Genomic DNA, 17043 nt, shown 5'->3' on the forward strand with positions numbered 1-17043 from the left:
CCCACACTCCTCACATCCAATCTCACCAGTACTATGAGTCTGTCATCCCTCATTAGAAGGAACTACTAATCTATCTAGAACAAGTTTTGAAAACTTCGGCAAAACAACTATGGTGTTTTCGGGTAATAATAAACTTTGTTACTCGATAGCGTTGCTGGTAACGGAAATGACGCGCCCTCCCAACTCAGAGAATGATCAGGAGCCAATTAACCGTCGTTTATATCTCCTACTTTTCAGTCGTAGTAGTTTAGTTATAGGAATTTTCTTGCTTGCTGGTATTGCATCAGGAATTTGGTGGGCAAGAAATTATGTATATAACGATTTAGCGCCGTTAGTAGAGACAAATCTAGAACAATTACTAGGACGACCAATTAATCTAGGACAAGTGGAGTCTTTTTCACTTTCGAGCCTGAGATTTAGTTCTTTATCCATACCTGCAACATCTACTGATGCTGACCAAGTAACAGCAAAGGCTGTTGAGGTGCAGTTTGCGCTGTTACCAGTCATTTTCAGCCGTACACTACCGTTAAATGTCACTTTGGTGCAGCCGCGTGTGTTTATTCAACAAGATCAAGATGGTCGTTGGGTGACAGCAGAGGTGAACAGTGGCGAAGGTCAAGGAATTATTCAAACGCAATTACAAACACTGCAAATTGTTGATGGCAGTGTAGAACTTTTACCAGCCCCTGCACCAACTAAACCAAAAGGTTCTGTAATAATTAATCAATTCGCTGGTGGGGCGCGATTTGCACCAAATAATACAGAGATTGGTTACGAAATTAATGGTCAATTTGCTAGAGGTGGTGCGGTTAAAATTACTGGGTCAACACAACCAAAAGCACAAAAAACTAATCTACAGGTTGTCGCCCAAAGTTTACTAGCATCTGATGTTAGTCGATTAATTCAGTTACCCATTGTTTTGCAAGCAGGAAGAGTTAGTGCTGACTTGGGTGTGCAGATTCCTGCAAATGCGTCAGAGATAGCGATTACCGGGACAGCTACTCCGTATCAAGTCACAGCCCAAATTCAAAATATACCCCAACGCTTCATTAATTCTAACGGTAGATTAGTATTTCAAGGTCAGGCGATCGCATTAGATAATCTCACCACAAATTTGGGCAAAGTTCCTCTCCTGGCAAATGGTACAGTCAATCTCAAAACAGGTTTTGACCTTTCTGCCCAGGTAAAACCCGTCAGTGCGAAAAATCTTTTAGATACCTTCAACGTTAAATCTCCCGTTGTCGCCACTGGAGAAGTCCAAGCCAAGGTCAAGGTGCAAGGTTCTCTGCAACAGCCAGTTCTTAGCGGTACAGTCAGCAACACCAAACCTCTGCAAGTTGACCGGGTGCAGTTCCAAGCTGTCAATACTGACTTTCGCCTCAATGTCAATAAAAATGCTTCTCAAATCACCGTCTCAAATCTCAAACTTGTTCCCGCCGCAGGTGGAATCATTACAGGTGGTGGTCAAGCAATATTAGGGGGTCGAGTAAAATTTGACCTACAAGCCGAAGGTATTTCAGGAGATATACTGGCGCAAAGATACGGGTTTACACCACCAATTAGCATCGGTAATGTCTCAGCTAATACACAAATCACTGGCTCCCTCGGCAAACAACCTTTAATCCTCAACATTGCCAGAATCTTAGTGCAACCACCAGCCGGAGGGCAAATTGTCGGCGGTGGTCAAGTGCAACTAGCGCCCCAAGGTAGAGTATTGTTGAATGTTCTCGCCCAAAATTTGCCAGGGGATGTCATCGCCAAAACCAACAACTCTGCATCTAGCATCAAAGTTGGGAATGTCTCAGCCAATGCTAGGGTGTTTGGCTATCTGGGGAATTTGCGGACAGTCGCCCAAGTACAAGCGCCGAATGCTACCTACCCAACTATCGGTGCAGCAGTAATTGAGCAACAAGGGCAGAATCTTGTTTTGCCAACGGCTGTGTTTGATGTAGCAGGTAATACCATCACTGCTAAGGGGCGGGTTTCCCAAAACCGTTGGCAAGCTGTTGTTAATACCGAAAAAGTTCAGTTAAGCCGATTTAAAGAAATTCCCGCCCAATTCCAAGGTGTATTAACGAGTGCATCGGTGAGTTTGTCGGGTAGTACGAAATCTTTTCAAGCCACAGGGGAAGCAAATCTCAACCTGGCGGGGGGTAGAGTCAATATCAGGGATATTAACTTGAATAATAGTCGCTGGCAAGCAGTGGCGAATGCTTCCCAAATTCAACTCAGCCGTTTTTCCCAGATTCCTGCCCAATTTCAGGGAGTATTAACTAGTGCTTCTGTGAATTTATCAGGCAGCACGAAATCTTTCCAACCAGAAACTATTCAAGCTTCTGGACAAGCAAACTTGAGTGTGGCGGGGGGTACAGTTAACATTAGGGATGCTAACCTGAATAATGGTCGCTGGCAAGCAGTGGCAAATGCTTCTCAAATTCAACTCAACCGTTTTTCACCCCAACTACGCGGTAGGCTGAATGGGAATGTGCAGGTGGCTGGGAATACAAAATCTTTTGCCTTAGCAGATATTCGCGCCGCCGGACAACTCCGCGCCAACCAAGGAATAGCACAGTTAGCACAACCATTGTCAGCCGAGTTTCGCTGGAATGGTCAGCAAATTATTGTGCCACGGGCGACGACACCGGGGGTAAGTGCGAGTGGTGCGATCGCTGTACAATTACCAGCAACAGGTACACCGAAAATCACCGGCTTTAATTTTGATGTCCTGGCGCAGAATTTCAACCTCAACAATACTGGTGTGCAAGTTCCCGGAGATATCGCCTTATCAGGTTTTATCGATTTTAATGGGCGAGTCACAGGTACTCCAGAAGTCCCCCAAGCCACAGGTAATGTACGACTGCGGAATTTCAATGTCGGAAACGTGGCATTTGACCCCGTTTTAACTGGTAATGTGAATTTTCAAGGCGGACAAGGGGGAAGTCTGCGCCTCGCAGGTACACAAGATAGGATAGCTTTGAACCTCGATGGTAATTATCGCCCAACTTCCTTTTTAGTCCGGCGTGATGGCGCTGTCACCACAGGTAGAACCGAGGGAGATAATTTAATTATCAACGCCCAACAATTTCCCATCGCTTTGGTTGGCGGCTTTTTACCTAACAATAATTTAAAACCCTTGGGTGGGCAATTATCAGGCAATTTAGTAGTTAATCTGAATAATTATGCCTTGGCGGGAGATGTGGCAATTTCTCAGCCCCGTGTTGCCAGAGTTTCAGCTGAAGAATTTCGTGGTAGTTTTAACTATGCCAATGGTTCGGCTAACTTAACTAATGGTCTCTTACGTCTGGGAGAAAGTAGCATCGCCCTCAGTGGGAGTGTGCAAACTGGCAATAACCCCCAATTTCAAGTCCAAGCGAATTTAGTAGAAACGAGAATACAAGAACTTTTACAAGCGTTTAATATCTACGATTTTCAAGATTTAAGTACAGGTACAGAACCACCCACACTAGCAGGTGCAACCGCACTCAACACCACATCTGTGCGCTTACCAAATGCAGACTTGCTCAGACAGCTAGAATACTTCTCTAAAATTGCCACAGCCACAGAACAGCAACAACAGCAAGCGAAAAAACAAGCACCACCTTTACCCAGCTTGGCAGAATTAACAGGTGCTTTGAATGGAACCTTAGTAGCCAGTGGTTCTTTAAAATCTGGGTTAAATGCCGGGTTTAATCTCCAAGGTAATAACTGGCAATGGGGACAATATACGATTAATCAAGTCATTGCTCAAGGTAATTTTGCCAATAATGTAATTACTCTCTCACCCTTGAGTATTGGCATCAATCAAGGACAGGTAGCTTTTGCCGGCAAGTTAGGCTTGAACCAACTGGCGGGACAGTTAAATGTAGCGAGTTTACCGTTATCTTTATTTCAGCCGTTTATTGCCCAATATCCGCTAGATGTCACAGGTGAAGTGAATGCTGTGGCTAATTTGCAAGGTAATTTCCTCAACCCCAGTGTGAATGGTGAAGTATCGCTGGCGAATGCGACTCTGAATAACCAACCAGTGCAGACAGGACAGGTAAAATTTGCCTACGAAAATGCCCGCTTAAATTTTGACAGTGCGCTACTGCTGACAGGAACTCAACCCATTACAGCTACAGGTAGTATTCCTGCACCCTTACCTTTTACCTTTGCCAAACCAGCTAGTAATCAAATTAGTGTCCAGGCGAATGTGAGTAACGAAGGTTTAACACTGTTAAATCTGCTGACTAACAATCAAGTCTCATGGCTAGATGGACAAGGACAAGTGGCTGTGAATGTTGGCGGGACTTTAAACCAGCCAATTATTAACGGCAATGCCACATTGAATAATGCTACTATTCGCGCTCAAGCTTTATCGGAACCGCTCACAAATGTCACGGGAACAGCCCAGTTTAACGGCAATATAATAAATATAGAAGGTATTCAAGCTAATTACAATCAAGGGTTAGTCACAGCATCGGGAATTTTGCCAATTTTTACACCCCAGTCCAATACAACCAATCCTTTGACAGTATTAATAGAAAAACCCCTAGATTTTCAAGTTCCTGGTTTGTATGCAGGTGGTGTGAGCGGTAATGCGGTGATTCAAGGAACAGCACTCAAACCACAAATTGGCGGTGAAATTGAACTGAGTGATGGACAGGTAATTATTGGCAACTCCACCACTGCTAACACTCAACCAACAACAAACGATAATATTGACATCAATATTAGTGCCGTTACACCCACAGAAACTAAACCTAACTCTACGACTACTGCTGCTGTAACTAGACCTAATTTACCTGTGGCGTTTGACAACTTACGCTTGAGTTTGGGTGATGATGTGCGGGTGACAAGTCAATCTTTACTCAGTTTTGTACCGGGAGTAGGCGGCTTTAGTCAACCCATACTCAGTTTTAACGCCAAAGGTGACTTAACAATTAACGGTACATTAGCCAAACCTCTCCCCGAAGGAGAAATTCGATTAACAGGCGGAAGAGTCAGTTTATTTAGCACCGAGTTCACCTTAGAACGCGGCTATGAACAAACAGCCATCTTTACCCCCAGTCAAGGACTTGATCCTACCTTGAATGTGCGACTGTTAGCGATCGTTCCTGAAACTTCAGCAATCAATAATCGGATTTTAAGATCCCCTGCATCGGCAGAAATCAGCGATGCTTCTGCGATCAATTTTGGCACTTTACGCACCGTGCGCGTACAAGCAAGGGTGACAGGACGGGCTAGTAGATTAAACGAAAATTTAGAATTGACAAGTCAACCCCGCCGCAGTCAAGGAGAAATTGTCGCTTTACTGGGTGGCTCAATTTTGAATAATTTTGCTCAAACCGGAGATATCACCCAAGGGTTAACTAATTTTGCTGGCACGACGATTTTAGGTAGTTTACAAGGTACGATTACTGCGATCGGTCAAGCAATTGGTTTTAGTGAATTTCGCATCTTTCCTACTCCCATTACAGATCAAACAGCAAGACGCTCATCAGTTCTCGATTTATCAGCCGAAGGTGTATTCAACCTAAATCGAGATTTTTCTGTTTCTTTATCACGACCATTATTTAGTAGTGATGCGTCCTTCCGTTACAACGTCCTTTATCGGCTCAATGACGAAATTTTAGTACGCGGCGCAACCGATTTGGGCAATGAAAATCTACTGTTCTTTGAATATGAAACTCGATTTTAACATCAACATTACGCACAATGGTTGTCTGTGAGGGTATAGCAATCCTATCTGAAGTTGTGAAAAAGTATTTTTTTTAACGTAGACGCGAAGCGGCTTCCCGTTCGCGTAGCGTCTCCCTTTGGGAGAAGGGTACCGCAAAGGACGCAAAGGACACAAAGAAAGAAAAGAAAGAGAATTTCACAAATGATTTAGGATTGCTATATAAGGGTTTTGAACACTTACAGACCTATACCTCCTCGTAATGACATCTTACTCTTTGCGCCTTTGCGCCTACCCTGCGGGAAGCCGCTACCGCGTCTATGCGTGAGACAAAAGTCTATATTTACTTATCAGCAAAATCAGTAATAATAGCTTCAAGTTAACGACCAACAGTCAACTATGTCGCAAAATCGCTCAATTGCTGTTGAATTCCGCGATGTCAGCTTTAGCCGCAACCGTCGCAATTTAGTATCAAATCTTAATTTTTCGATTCGTCAAGGAGAAGCATTAATATTACTTGGACGCAGTGGTAGCGGGAAAACTACCACGATGAAATTAATTAATCGTCTGTTTACGCCAACCACAGGTGAAGTCGTATTTGATGGAACTCCGACAAAGCAATGGGATGAAATTAAACTGCGGCGCAAAATTGGTTATGTCATTCAAGAAACTGGTTTATTTCCCCATTTCACTGTAGAACGCAATGTGGGTTTAGTTCCTAGTTTAGAAGGTTGGAAACCAAAACAAATTAAAACAAGAGTTTATGAATTGTTGCAATTGGTAGGGTTAGATCCTGTGCAGTTTGCTGGGCGTTATCCCCATCAACTTTCGGGGGGACAGCGACAAAGGGTAGGCGTAGCGAGAGCGTTAGCCGCAGATCCTCCAGTTTTGTTAATGGATGAGCCTTTTGGCGCACTTGACCCTATTACACGCTTAGAATTGCAACAGGAGTTTCGGCGGTTACAGCAAGAACTCGGTAAGACAGTGGTGTTTGTGACGCATGATATCCAAGAGGCGTTTGTCTTAGCTTCTCGAATTGGGTTAATGTATGACGGAGAACTGGTAGTATTAGGTACAAAGGAGGAGTTTCTGCGATCGCAACATCCAGAAAGCCTAGCTTTTCTTCAATGTCTGCGTTCTCTGCAAGACAATTTATGAAAGACTTTTTTTTGATTAAGTATGCCCCAGAAATTTTACAGCACACGCTGGAACATTTATTTTTGGTAGGCATTGCCATTACAATTGCCACACTTGTTGGCATTCCATTAGGTATTTTAATTACCCGTCAAACTCGGTTGCGTCAACCCATTCTTGGTATTGCCAATGTATTGCAAACCATTCCAAGTTTGGCATTATTTGGTTTACTAATTCCTGTGCCGATTATTGGTGGAATTGGTGTTGTCCCAGCTATTGTGGCTTTGACTTTATATTCTTTTCTGCCGATAATTCGCAATACTTACACAGGTATTACCAGTGTAGATCCGGCAATTATCGAAGCTGGTAGAGGCATGGGAATGACTGATCAAGAATTATTATTACAAGTCGAAATTCCCTTAGCAATGAGTGTAATTTTAGCAGGGGTGAGAGTTGCGGCAGTGATAGGTATTGGTATTGCCACTATTGCTGCTGCTATTGGTGCTGGTGGTTTAGGCGTGTTTATTTTTCGCGGTATTGCGGTAGTAAATAATGATTTAATTTTAGCCGGGGCAGTACCAGCAGCCATGATTGCTTTACTGGCAGATTTGTTAATTGGGTTGTTGGAAACCAAATTAAAAGTTAAATAAGTAATGAAAAGATTTTTAATATTTTTTATTTTAACTTTTACTTTAGTAGTGGCGATCGCAGCTTGTAACCCTAGCGCGAATAATACCACGGGCGATATTGTTGTTGCTTCTAAAGATTTTACCGAACAAGATATTTTAGGCGAACTCTTAGCCCAACAAATTGAAGCAACAACTAATCTCAAAGTTGTCCGTCGTCCCCGTTTAGGCGGTTCTTTTGTTTGTCATAATGCTATTCTGGCTGGGAAAATTGATGCTTATATTGAATACACGGGTACAGCTTTTACTGGTATTTTAAAACAAAAAGCTGTCAATGACCCAAAAGTAGTTTACGAGAAATTAAAACAAATATATGACCAAAAATTTAAGCTGGAAGTTATGCCTAGCTTAGGTTTTGAAAATACTTTCGCAATGGTAATTCGTGGTGAAGATGCCAAGAAATATAATATTCAAACTTTATCTCAGGTTGCCCAATATACACCCCAATGGCGCGGCGGGTTTGGTTACGAATTTTTAGAACGAGAAGATGGTTTTCCAGGGTTAGCTAAAACTTACGATTTGCGTTTTTCTAAACCACCGCAAATTATGGACTTGGGTTTAATATATCGAGCTTTGGTGCAGAAGCAAGTAGATATGGTGGCGGGAAATTCGACTGATGGACAAATTACGCGCTTAGGTTTGGCTGTATTAAAGGATGATAAACAATATTTTCCCCCTTACGAAGCTACACCAATTGTTAGACAAGAAGTGTTGAATAAATACCCGGAGTTGAAAAGTGCGATCGCTCAACTTTCTGGTAAAATTTCCGCAGATGAAATGCGGCAGTTAAATTATTTAGTTGAAGGCGAATTACGAGATATTAAAGAAGTTGTGCGTGAGTTTCTTAAATCTAAGGGTTTAGGTTCGCACAGAGGTGCGGAGGCGCAAAGTGTTTATATGGAGAGGTTATGAGTTTTAAGTTAAACACAACTTTTCAAACTGCAATTATCTGGCTGTGTGTTTCTAGTGGAACTGTTATTGCTCAAACATTACCCCTTTCCAATAACTTGATTGCTTTTAATTCTAAGGAGGGAGAGAAGTTATTAATTCAAAGTCGCTCCAGAGAGGATTTCTTTTCTTTGAGTATGCAGTTTGTCACGCAACATAATCAAGCTTTTTGTGGTGTGGCTAGTAGTGTGATGGTGTTAAATAGTTTAGGAGTTGTCGCACCAGAATCACCACAATATTCTCCTTATAGAGTGTTCACCCAAGAAAACTTTTTTAGCAATGAAAAAACTAAAAAAGTCATTGCACCTGAAGTTGTCGCTCGTCAAGGAATGACTTTAGCAGAATTAGGCGGATTAATTGCTAGTTATGATGTCCAAGTCAAGGTTTATCATGCAGCCGATACTAATTTAGAACAGTTTCGTAAGCTAGTCTCGACAAATTTAAAGCAATCTAATAATTTTGTCATAGTGAATTATTTACGTAAAGAAATTGGTCAAGAAAAAGGTGGACATATTTCACCCATCGCAGCTTACAATGAGCAGACAGATAGATTTTTAATTATGGATGTTTCTCGTTATAAATATCCACCAGTGTGGGTGAAAGCCGCGGATTTATGGAAGGCGATAAACACCACAGATACAGTTTCCGGTAAGACACGCGGCTTTGTTTTAGTGAGTAAAGTTAATTAAGTTCCTAAATCCCCGGAGCATTGTCCATCAAAGCATTTAACATCTGCTGGAATTTTTGGCGGAACACTACAGCTAATAAACCGCAAAATATTGTAGTTGCTGCCATCACCCACCAAAAGTGAGTGATGTGCCATAGTCCGCCGAACAGGGCAAAGATGATTAGTCCAGCACCAGCCCCCCCTGCAAACAGTAGAGTTGTTTCTTTAGCGGTTTGTTTGAAGATGCGTGGTTTTGATTCCATAAGATTATCTCCTGCTCCCTTAAGCACTCGTTACTTTATTGTAGCGAGATGATATTGATATGAATTTAGAAAGTATTGATCTATGAAAATTTAAATAATTAACTGCGATATCAAGCGATAGGCTAAGACATAGCAATATACAACAGTATCAAAATGCAAATCTTTGCTAAACCCAAACAGGTTGTATTTACCGTCTTTTCCCTTACCGTTCTCTGTTACAGCCAAGTTGCATCAGCCACTACCACTTTACCCCTACGCAGCAAAAAGGGAATGGTAGTATCTGCACATCCCCTGGCGAGTGAGGCTGGGTTAGCAATGTTACGCCAAGGTGGGAATGCGGTAGATGCAGCAGTCGCCACAACTTTTGCCATATCTGTAGTTGAACCTTTTTCGGCGGGAATTGGTGGCGGGGGATTTTTGCTGCTGCATTTTGAGAAAACTGGCGAGATGAAAGCTTTGGATTTTCGGGAACGCGCACCCATCAAAGCGACGAGAAATATGTATTTAGATGAACAGGGAAAGGTGCGTCCAAATGCAAGTGTGAATGGTTATTTGGCGGTGGCGACACCAGGAACGGTGGCGGGGATGTATGAGGTGCATCGCCGTTATGGTAAGTTGCCGTGGAAGGAAGTTGTGAAACCTGCGATCGCTCTGGCTAAAAATGGCTTTATCTTAAGTAAACAACTCACTTGGCGTTCCATTCAAGTTTACGAAAACCGCAAACCTGTAATTCTCCAAAATTCTGCCGCTAGAGGTATATTTACTCGCAACGACGAATTTTATCAGCCTGGAGAAAGATTAGTCCAACAAGATTTAGCACGCACTTTAGAAACCATTGCCGACAATCCCCAAAGTTTTTATACTGGCAACATTGCCCGTGCGATCGCCTCAGATATGGCAAAAAATGGGGGTTTAATTACTTTAGACGACCTCAAGGCATACAAACCCATCTGGCGAACTCCTCTCTGCGGTAGTTTTCGTCAAGCTAAAGTCTGTTCTATGCCACCACCATCATCAGGCGGCGTTCATCTATTGCAGATTTTAAACATTATCGGTGACAGTGATTTAAAAGCTTGGGGGTGGCATCATCCCAACAGTTTACATCTAATGGCGGAAGCGATGAAGATAGCCTACGCCGATCGCTCACAATATTTGGGTGATCCTGATTTTGTCAAAGTACCTGTACAAGCCCTGATTAACCCAGCGTACGCCAAACAGCGTCGTCAAGAAATCAATATGGATGTGGCGAAACCTGCATCAGAAATCAAACCAGTAGCACCAGAAATTCTTCAACGGTTTGGCACAGTTAGCAATCAAATTGTTCCTCTACCCAACAAATCATTAAGATTGCCAGCCACTCGCTACGAATCTACAGAAACCAGCCATCTTTGCGTTGTGGATGAACAACGTAACGCCGTCAGCCTGACTTTTACAATTAATCTTGGTTTTGGTGCGGGTGTAGTCAGCCCAGGAACAGGAATTTTACTCAATAATGAGATGGATGATTTTGCGATTGCGCCAGGAGTACCTAACGCTTTTGGTTTAATTGGCAACACAGCAAATGCGATCGCACCCCGAAAAACACCACTGTCGAGTATGACTCCGACAATAGTCACAGAAAATAATCACCTCCGAATGGCAGTGGGGGCCCCTGGTGGCAGCACAATTATCACTCAGGTATTGCAAGTGATTCTCAATGTGCTGGAATACAATATGGACGTTGGTGCAGCTGTCTCCGTACCACGCATACATCACCAGTGGCTTCCTGATGAATTGCGCGTCGAACCTTGGGGTTTGGATGCTTTAACTCTGCAAGACTTACGCCGTCGTGGACACAACATCAAGGAACAAAACACTCCTTGGGGTAATGTTAACGCGATCGCCACTCAAGCAGATGGCAGCCTAGAAGCAGCCGCCGATCCTCGCGGTGAAGGTTCGCCTAGAGGCTGGTAGACAGTCATTACAGAATAATGCAACACTGCCGTTTTTCGAGATATAGCACTCAAAACATCTGTTAAGTCTTATAGCTGAAACTCTTGAAACTACTGGGTTTCTACTCAGCACTCAGCACTCAGCACTCAGCACTTTGCTATAACTGCAACTATTGATTCTGCACCATTGATTCTGAGTATTCTACTTGAGTGCTAAATTCATTCGCTCGCGCACTGGGTACTAGTGTCCAACCCGCCTTCAGCAGTTTTTGATAAGTTGCCCAACCCTTAGAACCGCCAGGAATTTGATAATCTGGCACTGCAAATTGCGGATAAGCTGTGTAAGGCCGCCAACCTTTATGGGCTTCTACTTGCAAATACAAAATCTTCTCACCGTCGCCACTAGACTTCGATAACCAGCACATTTGTCGATTCATGGCAAACTCCTTAGTGTTTAGCTAAAATTGCATAATCGCAGACTTTTGTCAAGCACTGCATCAATCTTCTGGGATAATTTTTAATTTCCCTAGTATGTGTCCATATACCTACAAATTGGTTTAGTAAAATTACGTAAGCCATCAGATAGATTTTCTAGACAGTTTTTAAAGATACAGCAAGACAAAATCACTCCATCCCCAACCTTTGATACTTGCAAAAAGTGTCAAATACTGCGGATTTTGTAGAAAAACGATGACAATAGCTCAATATCTTTGGCTCCATGACTGAATAATGGTGCAAAATCACTGATAGGCGCAAAAACATAACGCTTCTCTGCGATACTTTGCTGGTTATGAGGGCAAGATTTTTCTCATGTTATCTGTGGTTGCTATTAGTGTATGTAACAAGAGTTACTATTTTGCTAAATAACTGAATCACAAATCATTTGTTTTACTAGTTACACCAGTAAGATTTAGTTATCAGTGCTGGGCTAAGAGTGCTGAGTTGAAAGTGCTGAGTGCTGAGTTGTGGAATTAGGGGTGATAGGTTACAGGTTACAGCGCCTGCGGCGCTATCTTTACTCAGCACTCAGCACTCAGCACTCAGCACTCAGCACTTAATAAAATCACTAATAATCGTGCGAATTTCGCTAACTATTAGTGAGTAGTCAGTATCAGACAAAACAGGTGCTGCACCTGCAATGTCAATTGGTTGCGCTAAATCAATCCAGGACTTGCAACCACCATATTTTGGCAGATAGGGAATTTCTTGGACTTTGGGCAGTTTATAAGTGCGTAACAGCAGAACATACAAAGGCTGACGTGGTTTCCATTTTAGGCGATCGCTAATAAAATACTCATTCCAGATATGAAACGGGAGTAGCGCGTTAACAGTAGACTCCTCACTAATCGGCAAAATATCTGTAATCTCTGCCCAACTGCCAATGCGAATTGTTTCTGGATGCCAACCAGGAGTTACGGGACAGACGAGATTTGCATATTCTGATTTTAGCAGAAACGGCTGTTGATGTTCAAAAGTTGGGTAAAGTAAAACCTGCTCATGAGCAACTTGAAAACCTCCATTCTGCTCATGAATACCACCTTTACGCAGCAACATGATGGTTTTGGCAGTTTCCAAAGCATTGATCGCCACAGACCATTCTTTGAGAGCATATAAACTCGAAGTTAAATTCATCGGCATCTGCTGTAACTCTGATTTAATTTCACGCTAAGACCGTTAAAGTATGAAACTATCCGGGGAAATGTAATGAGACAACCATTATGGAAAAGCGAAAATTAGGTACATCTGCCGTAGAAATCACACCCATTATTATTGGAACTTGGCAAGCTGGCAAAAAGATGTGGGTGGGAATTGAAGACGCTGACTCGATTAAAGCCATTCGCGCCGCCTTTGAAGCCGGAATCACAACCGTTGACACAGCAGAAGTTTATGGTGAAGGTCATTCTGAGCGCATTGTAGCCGAAGCTTTATCAGATGTGCGCGACCAAGTACAGTATGCCACAAAAGTTTTTGCCAACCATCTCAAGTATGATCAAGTGATTGAGGCTTGCGATCGCTCGTTAAAAAACCTCAAAACCGATTATATCGACCTTTATCAAATTCATTGGCCTGCGGGTGCCTTTAACAGCGAAATCGTCCCCATCGCCGAAACGATGAACGCTTTAAATGAGCTAAAACAGCAAGGAAAAATTAGAGCAATTGGGGTTTCTAACTTTTCTGGCGCACAATTGGCAGAAGCATCACAATATGGACGAATTGATAGCTTGCAACCCCCATATTCCCTATTTTGGCGGGCGGTGGAAAAAGATGCTCTGCCCTATTGTATCGAAAATCAAATTTCTATCTTGGCTTATTCACCCTTAGCCCAAGGATTATTAACGGGTAAATTTACTCGCGGCCAAAAATTTGCCCCAGAAGACAACCGCGCCAAGAATAAATTATTTCAGGGCGAAAACTTTGAACGCGCTCACCAAGCCTTAGATAAACTCCGCCCCATAGCCGAACGCCATAATTCTACCTTGGCACAGTTAGCATTAGCTTGGTTAATTGCCCAACCCCAAGCCAATGCGATCGCAGGCGCACGTTATCCCGAACAAGCACAAGATAACGCCAAAGCCGCCGATGTCAAACTTTCCTCTGAAGAAATCGCCGAAATCGACTCTATTGGACGAATTGTCACCGATCATTTAGATGACAACCCAGTCATGTGGAATTGGTAAGCTGAGTTGATAATTAAGGTTTGAAAGAAGGGTGTCAGGGTGTAGGTATTCAAAACCCTTACACCCCATACCCTTTCACCCAATCACCACAGAAAATTTTGGTGCGTAAGTCCTACAAAATAACAACAAAGATTGCAAGAATAAACAAAATGTCAACTTTAGTAAACTACTAGTTGCTGTTTCTTAGGTAAGTGCTAAATTGAATAACAAGACATCAAACAGATTCCAACCAAACCAAAAGGGCAAATGACTCTGATGTCTCCCGTCTGTAGCCCAAGCAAATTTTCAGCAAGCCCTAATTAAATGTGGTGAAAGCCAAAGCATACAAAAGGCAGAGCCAAATCCCAAAGCGGAAAAACAAAGATTGCTGAAGTTGCTAGTTATTAAGTCCACCTTAGTTGTTTACTCTCTCAATTGTTTAGCTAATTTTAAAAAATTTGAAACCTGTGAATTCCCAATAACCTGGTCATCGTTGACCAGGTTTTGATGTTTTTAGCTATGATTTTCAATTAGCAATTTAAGTTAAATAGAGTAGCAGTGCTTTTTGCTCTTTAACAGTATTTTCATAGTAATTAACTATTGCGTTGTAGTAATCTAACATCCAATCAAGCATTTCTTCTTCTGAAAAATCGATCCAGGGTACAGGGTTTGGCTTTTGCGACTCTTGTATAAAACGATTTTCAAAACCTTATTGAGTAAGTTCTAATAAATTTTACAGGATACTATAATTTTCCTAGCAATTCAAAGAAAGTCTCCTTGTCAAGGCCTATGTCTTGAATCATACCCATTAGAGTTCCTTGTTTTATGTCTTTCCCAGCATGGATAGGAATTACAACCCTCTGGCATTGGCTATTTTTGTAAATAGCATGACTACCCTTCTGACGGTCAAAATAAAAGCCTAATTGTTCGGCAACTTTAATAAAATCCTTCGCTTTGACACTAGGAAAATTACTCATACTAGTATACTCAAAGGCTTAACAATTAAATCTTCTTTAGGAATGGGTTGATTATCAGCCTTTAAACTTTCAATATATAATTCAATAGCTTCTGTAATATTCTCAATCGTTTCTTCAAAAGAATCTCCTTGAGAATGACAGCCTTTTAAGCTAGGACAAAATGCGTGATAACCTCCATCTGATTCTTTTTCTAAAAGAACGGTATAATTGTAAACCTGTTTGCTGTGATTCTGCATTATGTTTTTAACTCACGAGTGATTTGGCTACTTTTAGCTTATGCTGAATTTTATAATAAACGCTTTTAAATATTGATAAAAATAGTACGATCGCAAGTTAAACTATAGTACACAGTAGTTTTTTTCAATGGCTTTAGTAATTGCAGGTGAACGTAGTGGGGTGGGTAAGACAACAGTCACACTCACCCTTTTGGCATCTTTATGCCGTCGTGGTGGTCAAGTACAATCTTTCAAGGTCGGGCCAGACTACATTGACCCAATGTTTCATCGGTATGTGACTGGCCTTGCTTGTCGCAACTTAGACCCAGTGCTGACTAGTGAAGTTTACGTTCAGCAATGTTTTCGCCATCACAGCCAAGCGAGTGAATATGCTTTGGTTGAAGGGGTGATGGGGTTATTTGATGGAATAGGAAGTCGGGAAGAGAATACTTTACACCCCTTCACTTTTGCTAGTACAGCGCATATTGCACAATTGCTAGATTTACCTGTGGTGTTGGTAATTGATTGCAGTCGGTTATCGGGTTCTGTAGCGGCGATCGCTCACGGTTATTGTACCTTTGACCCTAAAATTAAAATAGCTGGTTTAGTGCTGAATCGCGTGGGGAGCGATCGCCATCTTTCTTTACTCAAAGATGCTCTAAAATCTCTACAATTGCCGATTCTCGGTGTGCTGCGTCGTCAAGATAATATTACAATTCCTGACCGCCATCTTGGTTTAGTCCCCACAGCCGAACTCAGTGAATTAGATGCAGTTATAGAACGTCTCGCAGATTTAGGTGATACTTGCTTTGACTGGCAAAGTTTATTACCTTTACTCAAAACTCAGCACTCAGCACTCAGCACTCCCCACTCAGCACTCAGCACTCAGCACTCAGCACTCAGTAAAGTCAGGGTTGCGGTTGCGTGCGATCGCGCTTTTAATTTTTATTATCAAGATAATCTCGACTTATTGCAAAAATTGGGTGCAGAGTTAGTTTTTTGGAGTCCTTTAGAAGATGCAGAATTACCACCAAATATTCAAGGAATGTATTTTGGTGGTGGTTTCCCAGAAGTATTTGCTCAACAATTAACCAAAAATACCAATGTTTTGCAAGCCGTAAAAACAGCGATTCTCCAAGGAATGCCAACAATTGCTGAATGTGGTGGCTTGATGTATTTGTGTCAAGAAATCATTGATTTTGAGGGTAAATCTTACCCAATGGTGGGGATAATTCCCACATCTGCTTGTATGGATAAACGCTTAACACTGGGTTATCGTCGAGCCATAGCTTTACAAGATAGTTTATTAGTAAATGTCGGAACAAATGTTTACGGACATGAATTTCATCGCTCGACTTTAAAAGCCAATTCTCATCAACCACTGTTTGATACTTATCGCTACGATTGCGATGAAAATACGGGCTTTGAAGGCTGGAATTTACCGATTAATCTTCACGCTTCATACATACATTTACACTGGGGAGCTAGTACAGAAATTCCCCAGCGATTTATTCAACAATGTAAAAATTAAAAGATTAAGTTGAAGTTGAGTAGGATGTGTTAAGGCAATGTCAAGACTTGAGCGTGTCAGAGATGGGAAATTTAGCCGTAACGCACCTGATTGAATGGAGCCTTACATTTCATTAACGCATCCCAATAACTCAAACCCAATAACTTTGCACCTGGATAAAACAACATACTCACGACCCAGGCTAATCCTAACCCGTAAGCTGTGATGAAAGTGCAGATGTAATTGAGCAACTGCAAACCCAAATGGTATGAAAATCCATCTGTTGACCTTTACAATTCTTTACCAAATTGGGCGATTAACTACAACTAGCACTTTCATCAGTTTTTGCATCCCTAGTAGTAATGAACTAATCAAAAAAAATATTGAAAAAATAGC

13 protein-coding genes are annotated in these 17043 nt (G+C 42.0%); 8 read left to right on the top strand and 5 right to left on the bottom strand.

Translation table 11 applies throughout. The features are described 5' to 3' along the window. Nucleotides 1-166: 166 nt before the first annotated feature. The 5 genes from H6G79_RS11970 to H6G79_RS11990 all read left to right on the top strand — a co-directional run bounded on the left by H6G79_RS11970 (nucleotide 167) and on the right by H6G79_RS11990 (nucleotide 9116). On the top strand, nucleotides 167-5680 hold the full coding sequence (locus H6G79_RS11970; protein WP_190588939.1) for a translocation/assembly module TamB domain-containing protein: 5514 nt from the start codon (nucleotides 167-169) through the stop codon (nucleotides 5678-5680). 378 nt (nucleotides 5681-6058) lie between these two features. Continuing rightward, nucleotides 6059-6817: an ATP-binding cassette domain-containing protein gene (locus tag H6G79_RS11975; protein ID WP_190588847.1), complete on the top strand. Its 759-nt coding sequence runs from the start codon at nucleotides 6059-6061 to the stop codon at nucleotides 6815-6817. Beyond that, entirely contained in the window at nucleotides 6814-7443 is a 630-nt protein-coding gene (locus tag H6G79_RS11980) for an ABC transporter permease (RefSeq protein ID WP_190588849.1), read from the top strand. The genes H6G79_RS11975 and H6G79_RS11980 overlap by 4 nt, the downstream gene beginning before the upstream one ends. 3 nt (nucleotides 7444-7446) lie before the next feature. Continuing rightward, nucleotides 7447-8391: a glycine betaine ABC transporter substrate-binding protein gene (locus H6G79_RS11985; RefSeq protein WP_190588851.1), complete on the top strand. Its 945-nt coding sequence runs from the start codon at nucleotides 7447-7449 to the stop codon at nucleotides 8389-8391. Continuing rightward, a complete protein-coding gene (locus H6G79_RS11990; RefSeq protein WP_190588853.1) occupies nucleotides 8388-9116 on the top strand; it encodes a phytochelatin synthase family protein in 729 nt (242 codons plus the stop codon). Before H6G79_RS11985 ends, H6G79_RS11990 begins: the two co-directional genes overlap by 4 nt. A gap of 4 nt (nucleotides 9117-9120) precedes the next feature. Here H6G79_RS11990 and H6G79_RS11995 read toward each other — a convergent pair whose 3' ends face one another. After that, complete coding sequence (locus tag H6G79_RS11995) at nucleotides 9121-9357, bottom strand: hypothetical protein (RefSeq protein ID WP_190588855.1); 237 nt, start codon at nucleotides 9355-9357, stop codon at nucleotides 9121-9123. 153 nt (nucleotides 9358-9510) lie between these two features. On the opposite strand from H6G79_RS11995, the gene ggt reads away from it, so the two are divergent. Then, the gene (gene ggt / locus H6G79_RS12000) at nucleotides 9511-11310 is read left to right on the top strand and encodes a gamma-glutamyltransferase (protein WP_190588857.1); all 1800 of its coding nucleotides are present in this window, start codon (nucleotides 9511-9513) and stop codon (nucleotides 11308-11310) included. Nucleotides 11311-11458: 148 nt separating this feature from the next. On the opposite strand, the gene H6G79_RS12005 is transcribed toward ggt, so the two are convergent. Further along, on the bottom strand, nucleotides 11459-11725 hold the full coding sequence (locus H6G79_RS12005; RefSeq protein WP_190588859.1) for a hypothetical protein: 267 nt from the start codon (nucleotides 11723-11725) through the stop codon (nucleotides 11459-11461). 610 nt (nucleotides 11726-12335) lie between these two features. Continuing rightward, complete coding sequence (locus H6G79_RS12010) at nucleotides 12336-12926, bottom strand: DUF1802 family protein (RefSeq protein WP_190588861.1); 591 nt, start codon at nucleotides 12924-12926, stop codon at nucleotides 12336-12338. Nucleotides 12927-13006: 80 nt separating this feature from the next. Here H6G79_RS12010 and H6G79_RS12015 point away from each other — a divergent pair, with 80 nt between their 5' ends. After that, nucleotides 13007-13966 (top strand): aldo/keto reductase, encoded by a 960-nt coding sequence (locus H6G79_RS12015; RefSeq protein WP_190588863.1) that lies wholly within the window; start codon nucleotides 13007-13009, stop codon nucleotides 13964-13966. Nucleotides 13967-14688: 722 nt separating this feature from the next. Here the strand turns inward: H6G79_RS12015 and H6G79_RS12020 are convergent. After that, nucleotides 14689-14922 carry a type II toxin-antitoxin system HicA family toxin gene (locus H6G79_RS12020; protein ID WP_190588865.1) on the bottom strand — a complete coding sequence of 78 codons (234 nt, stop codon included), beginning with the start codon at nucleotides 14920-14922 and terminating at the stop codon, nucleotides 14689-14691. Next, entirely contained in the window at nucleotides 14919-15158 is a 240-nt protein-coding gene (locus H6G79_RS12025) for a type II toxin-antitoxin system HicB family antitoxin (protein ID WP_190588867.1), read from the bottom strand. Before H6G79_RS12025 ends, H6G79_RS12020 begins: the two co-directional genes overlap by 4 nt. Before the next feature lie 127 nt (nucleotides 15159-15285). On the opposite strand from H6G79_RS12025, the gene H6G79_RS12030 reads away from it, so the two are divergent. Continuing rightward, on the top strand, nucleotides 15286-16668 hold the full coding sequence (locus H6G79_RS12030; RefSeq protein ID WP_190588869.1) for a cobyrinate a,c-diamide synthase: 1383 nt from the start codon (nucleotides 15286-15288) through the stop codon (nucleotides 16666-16668). Nucleotides 16669-17043: the final 375 nt, after the last annotated feature.

Source organism: Anabaena sp. FACHB-83, from assembly GCF_014697485.1.
In the GTDB taxonomy this organism is placed as follows: domain Bacteria; phylum Cyanobacteriota; class Cyanobacteriia; order Cyanobacteriales; family Nostocaceae; genus Nostoc_B.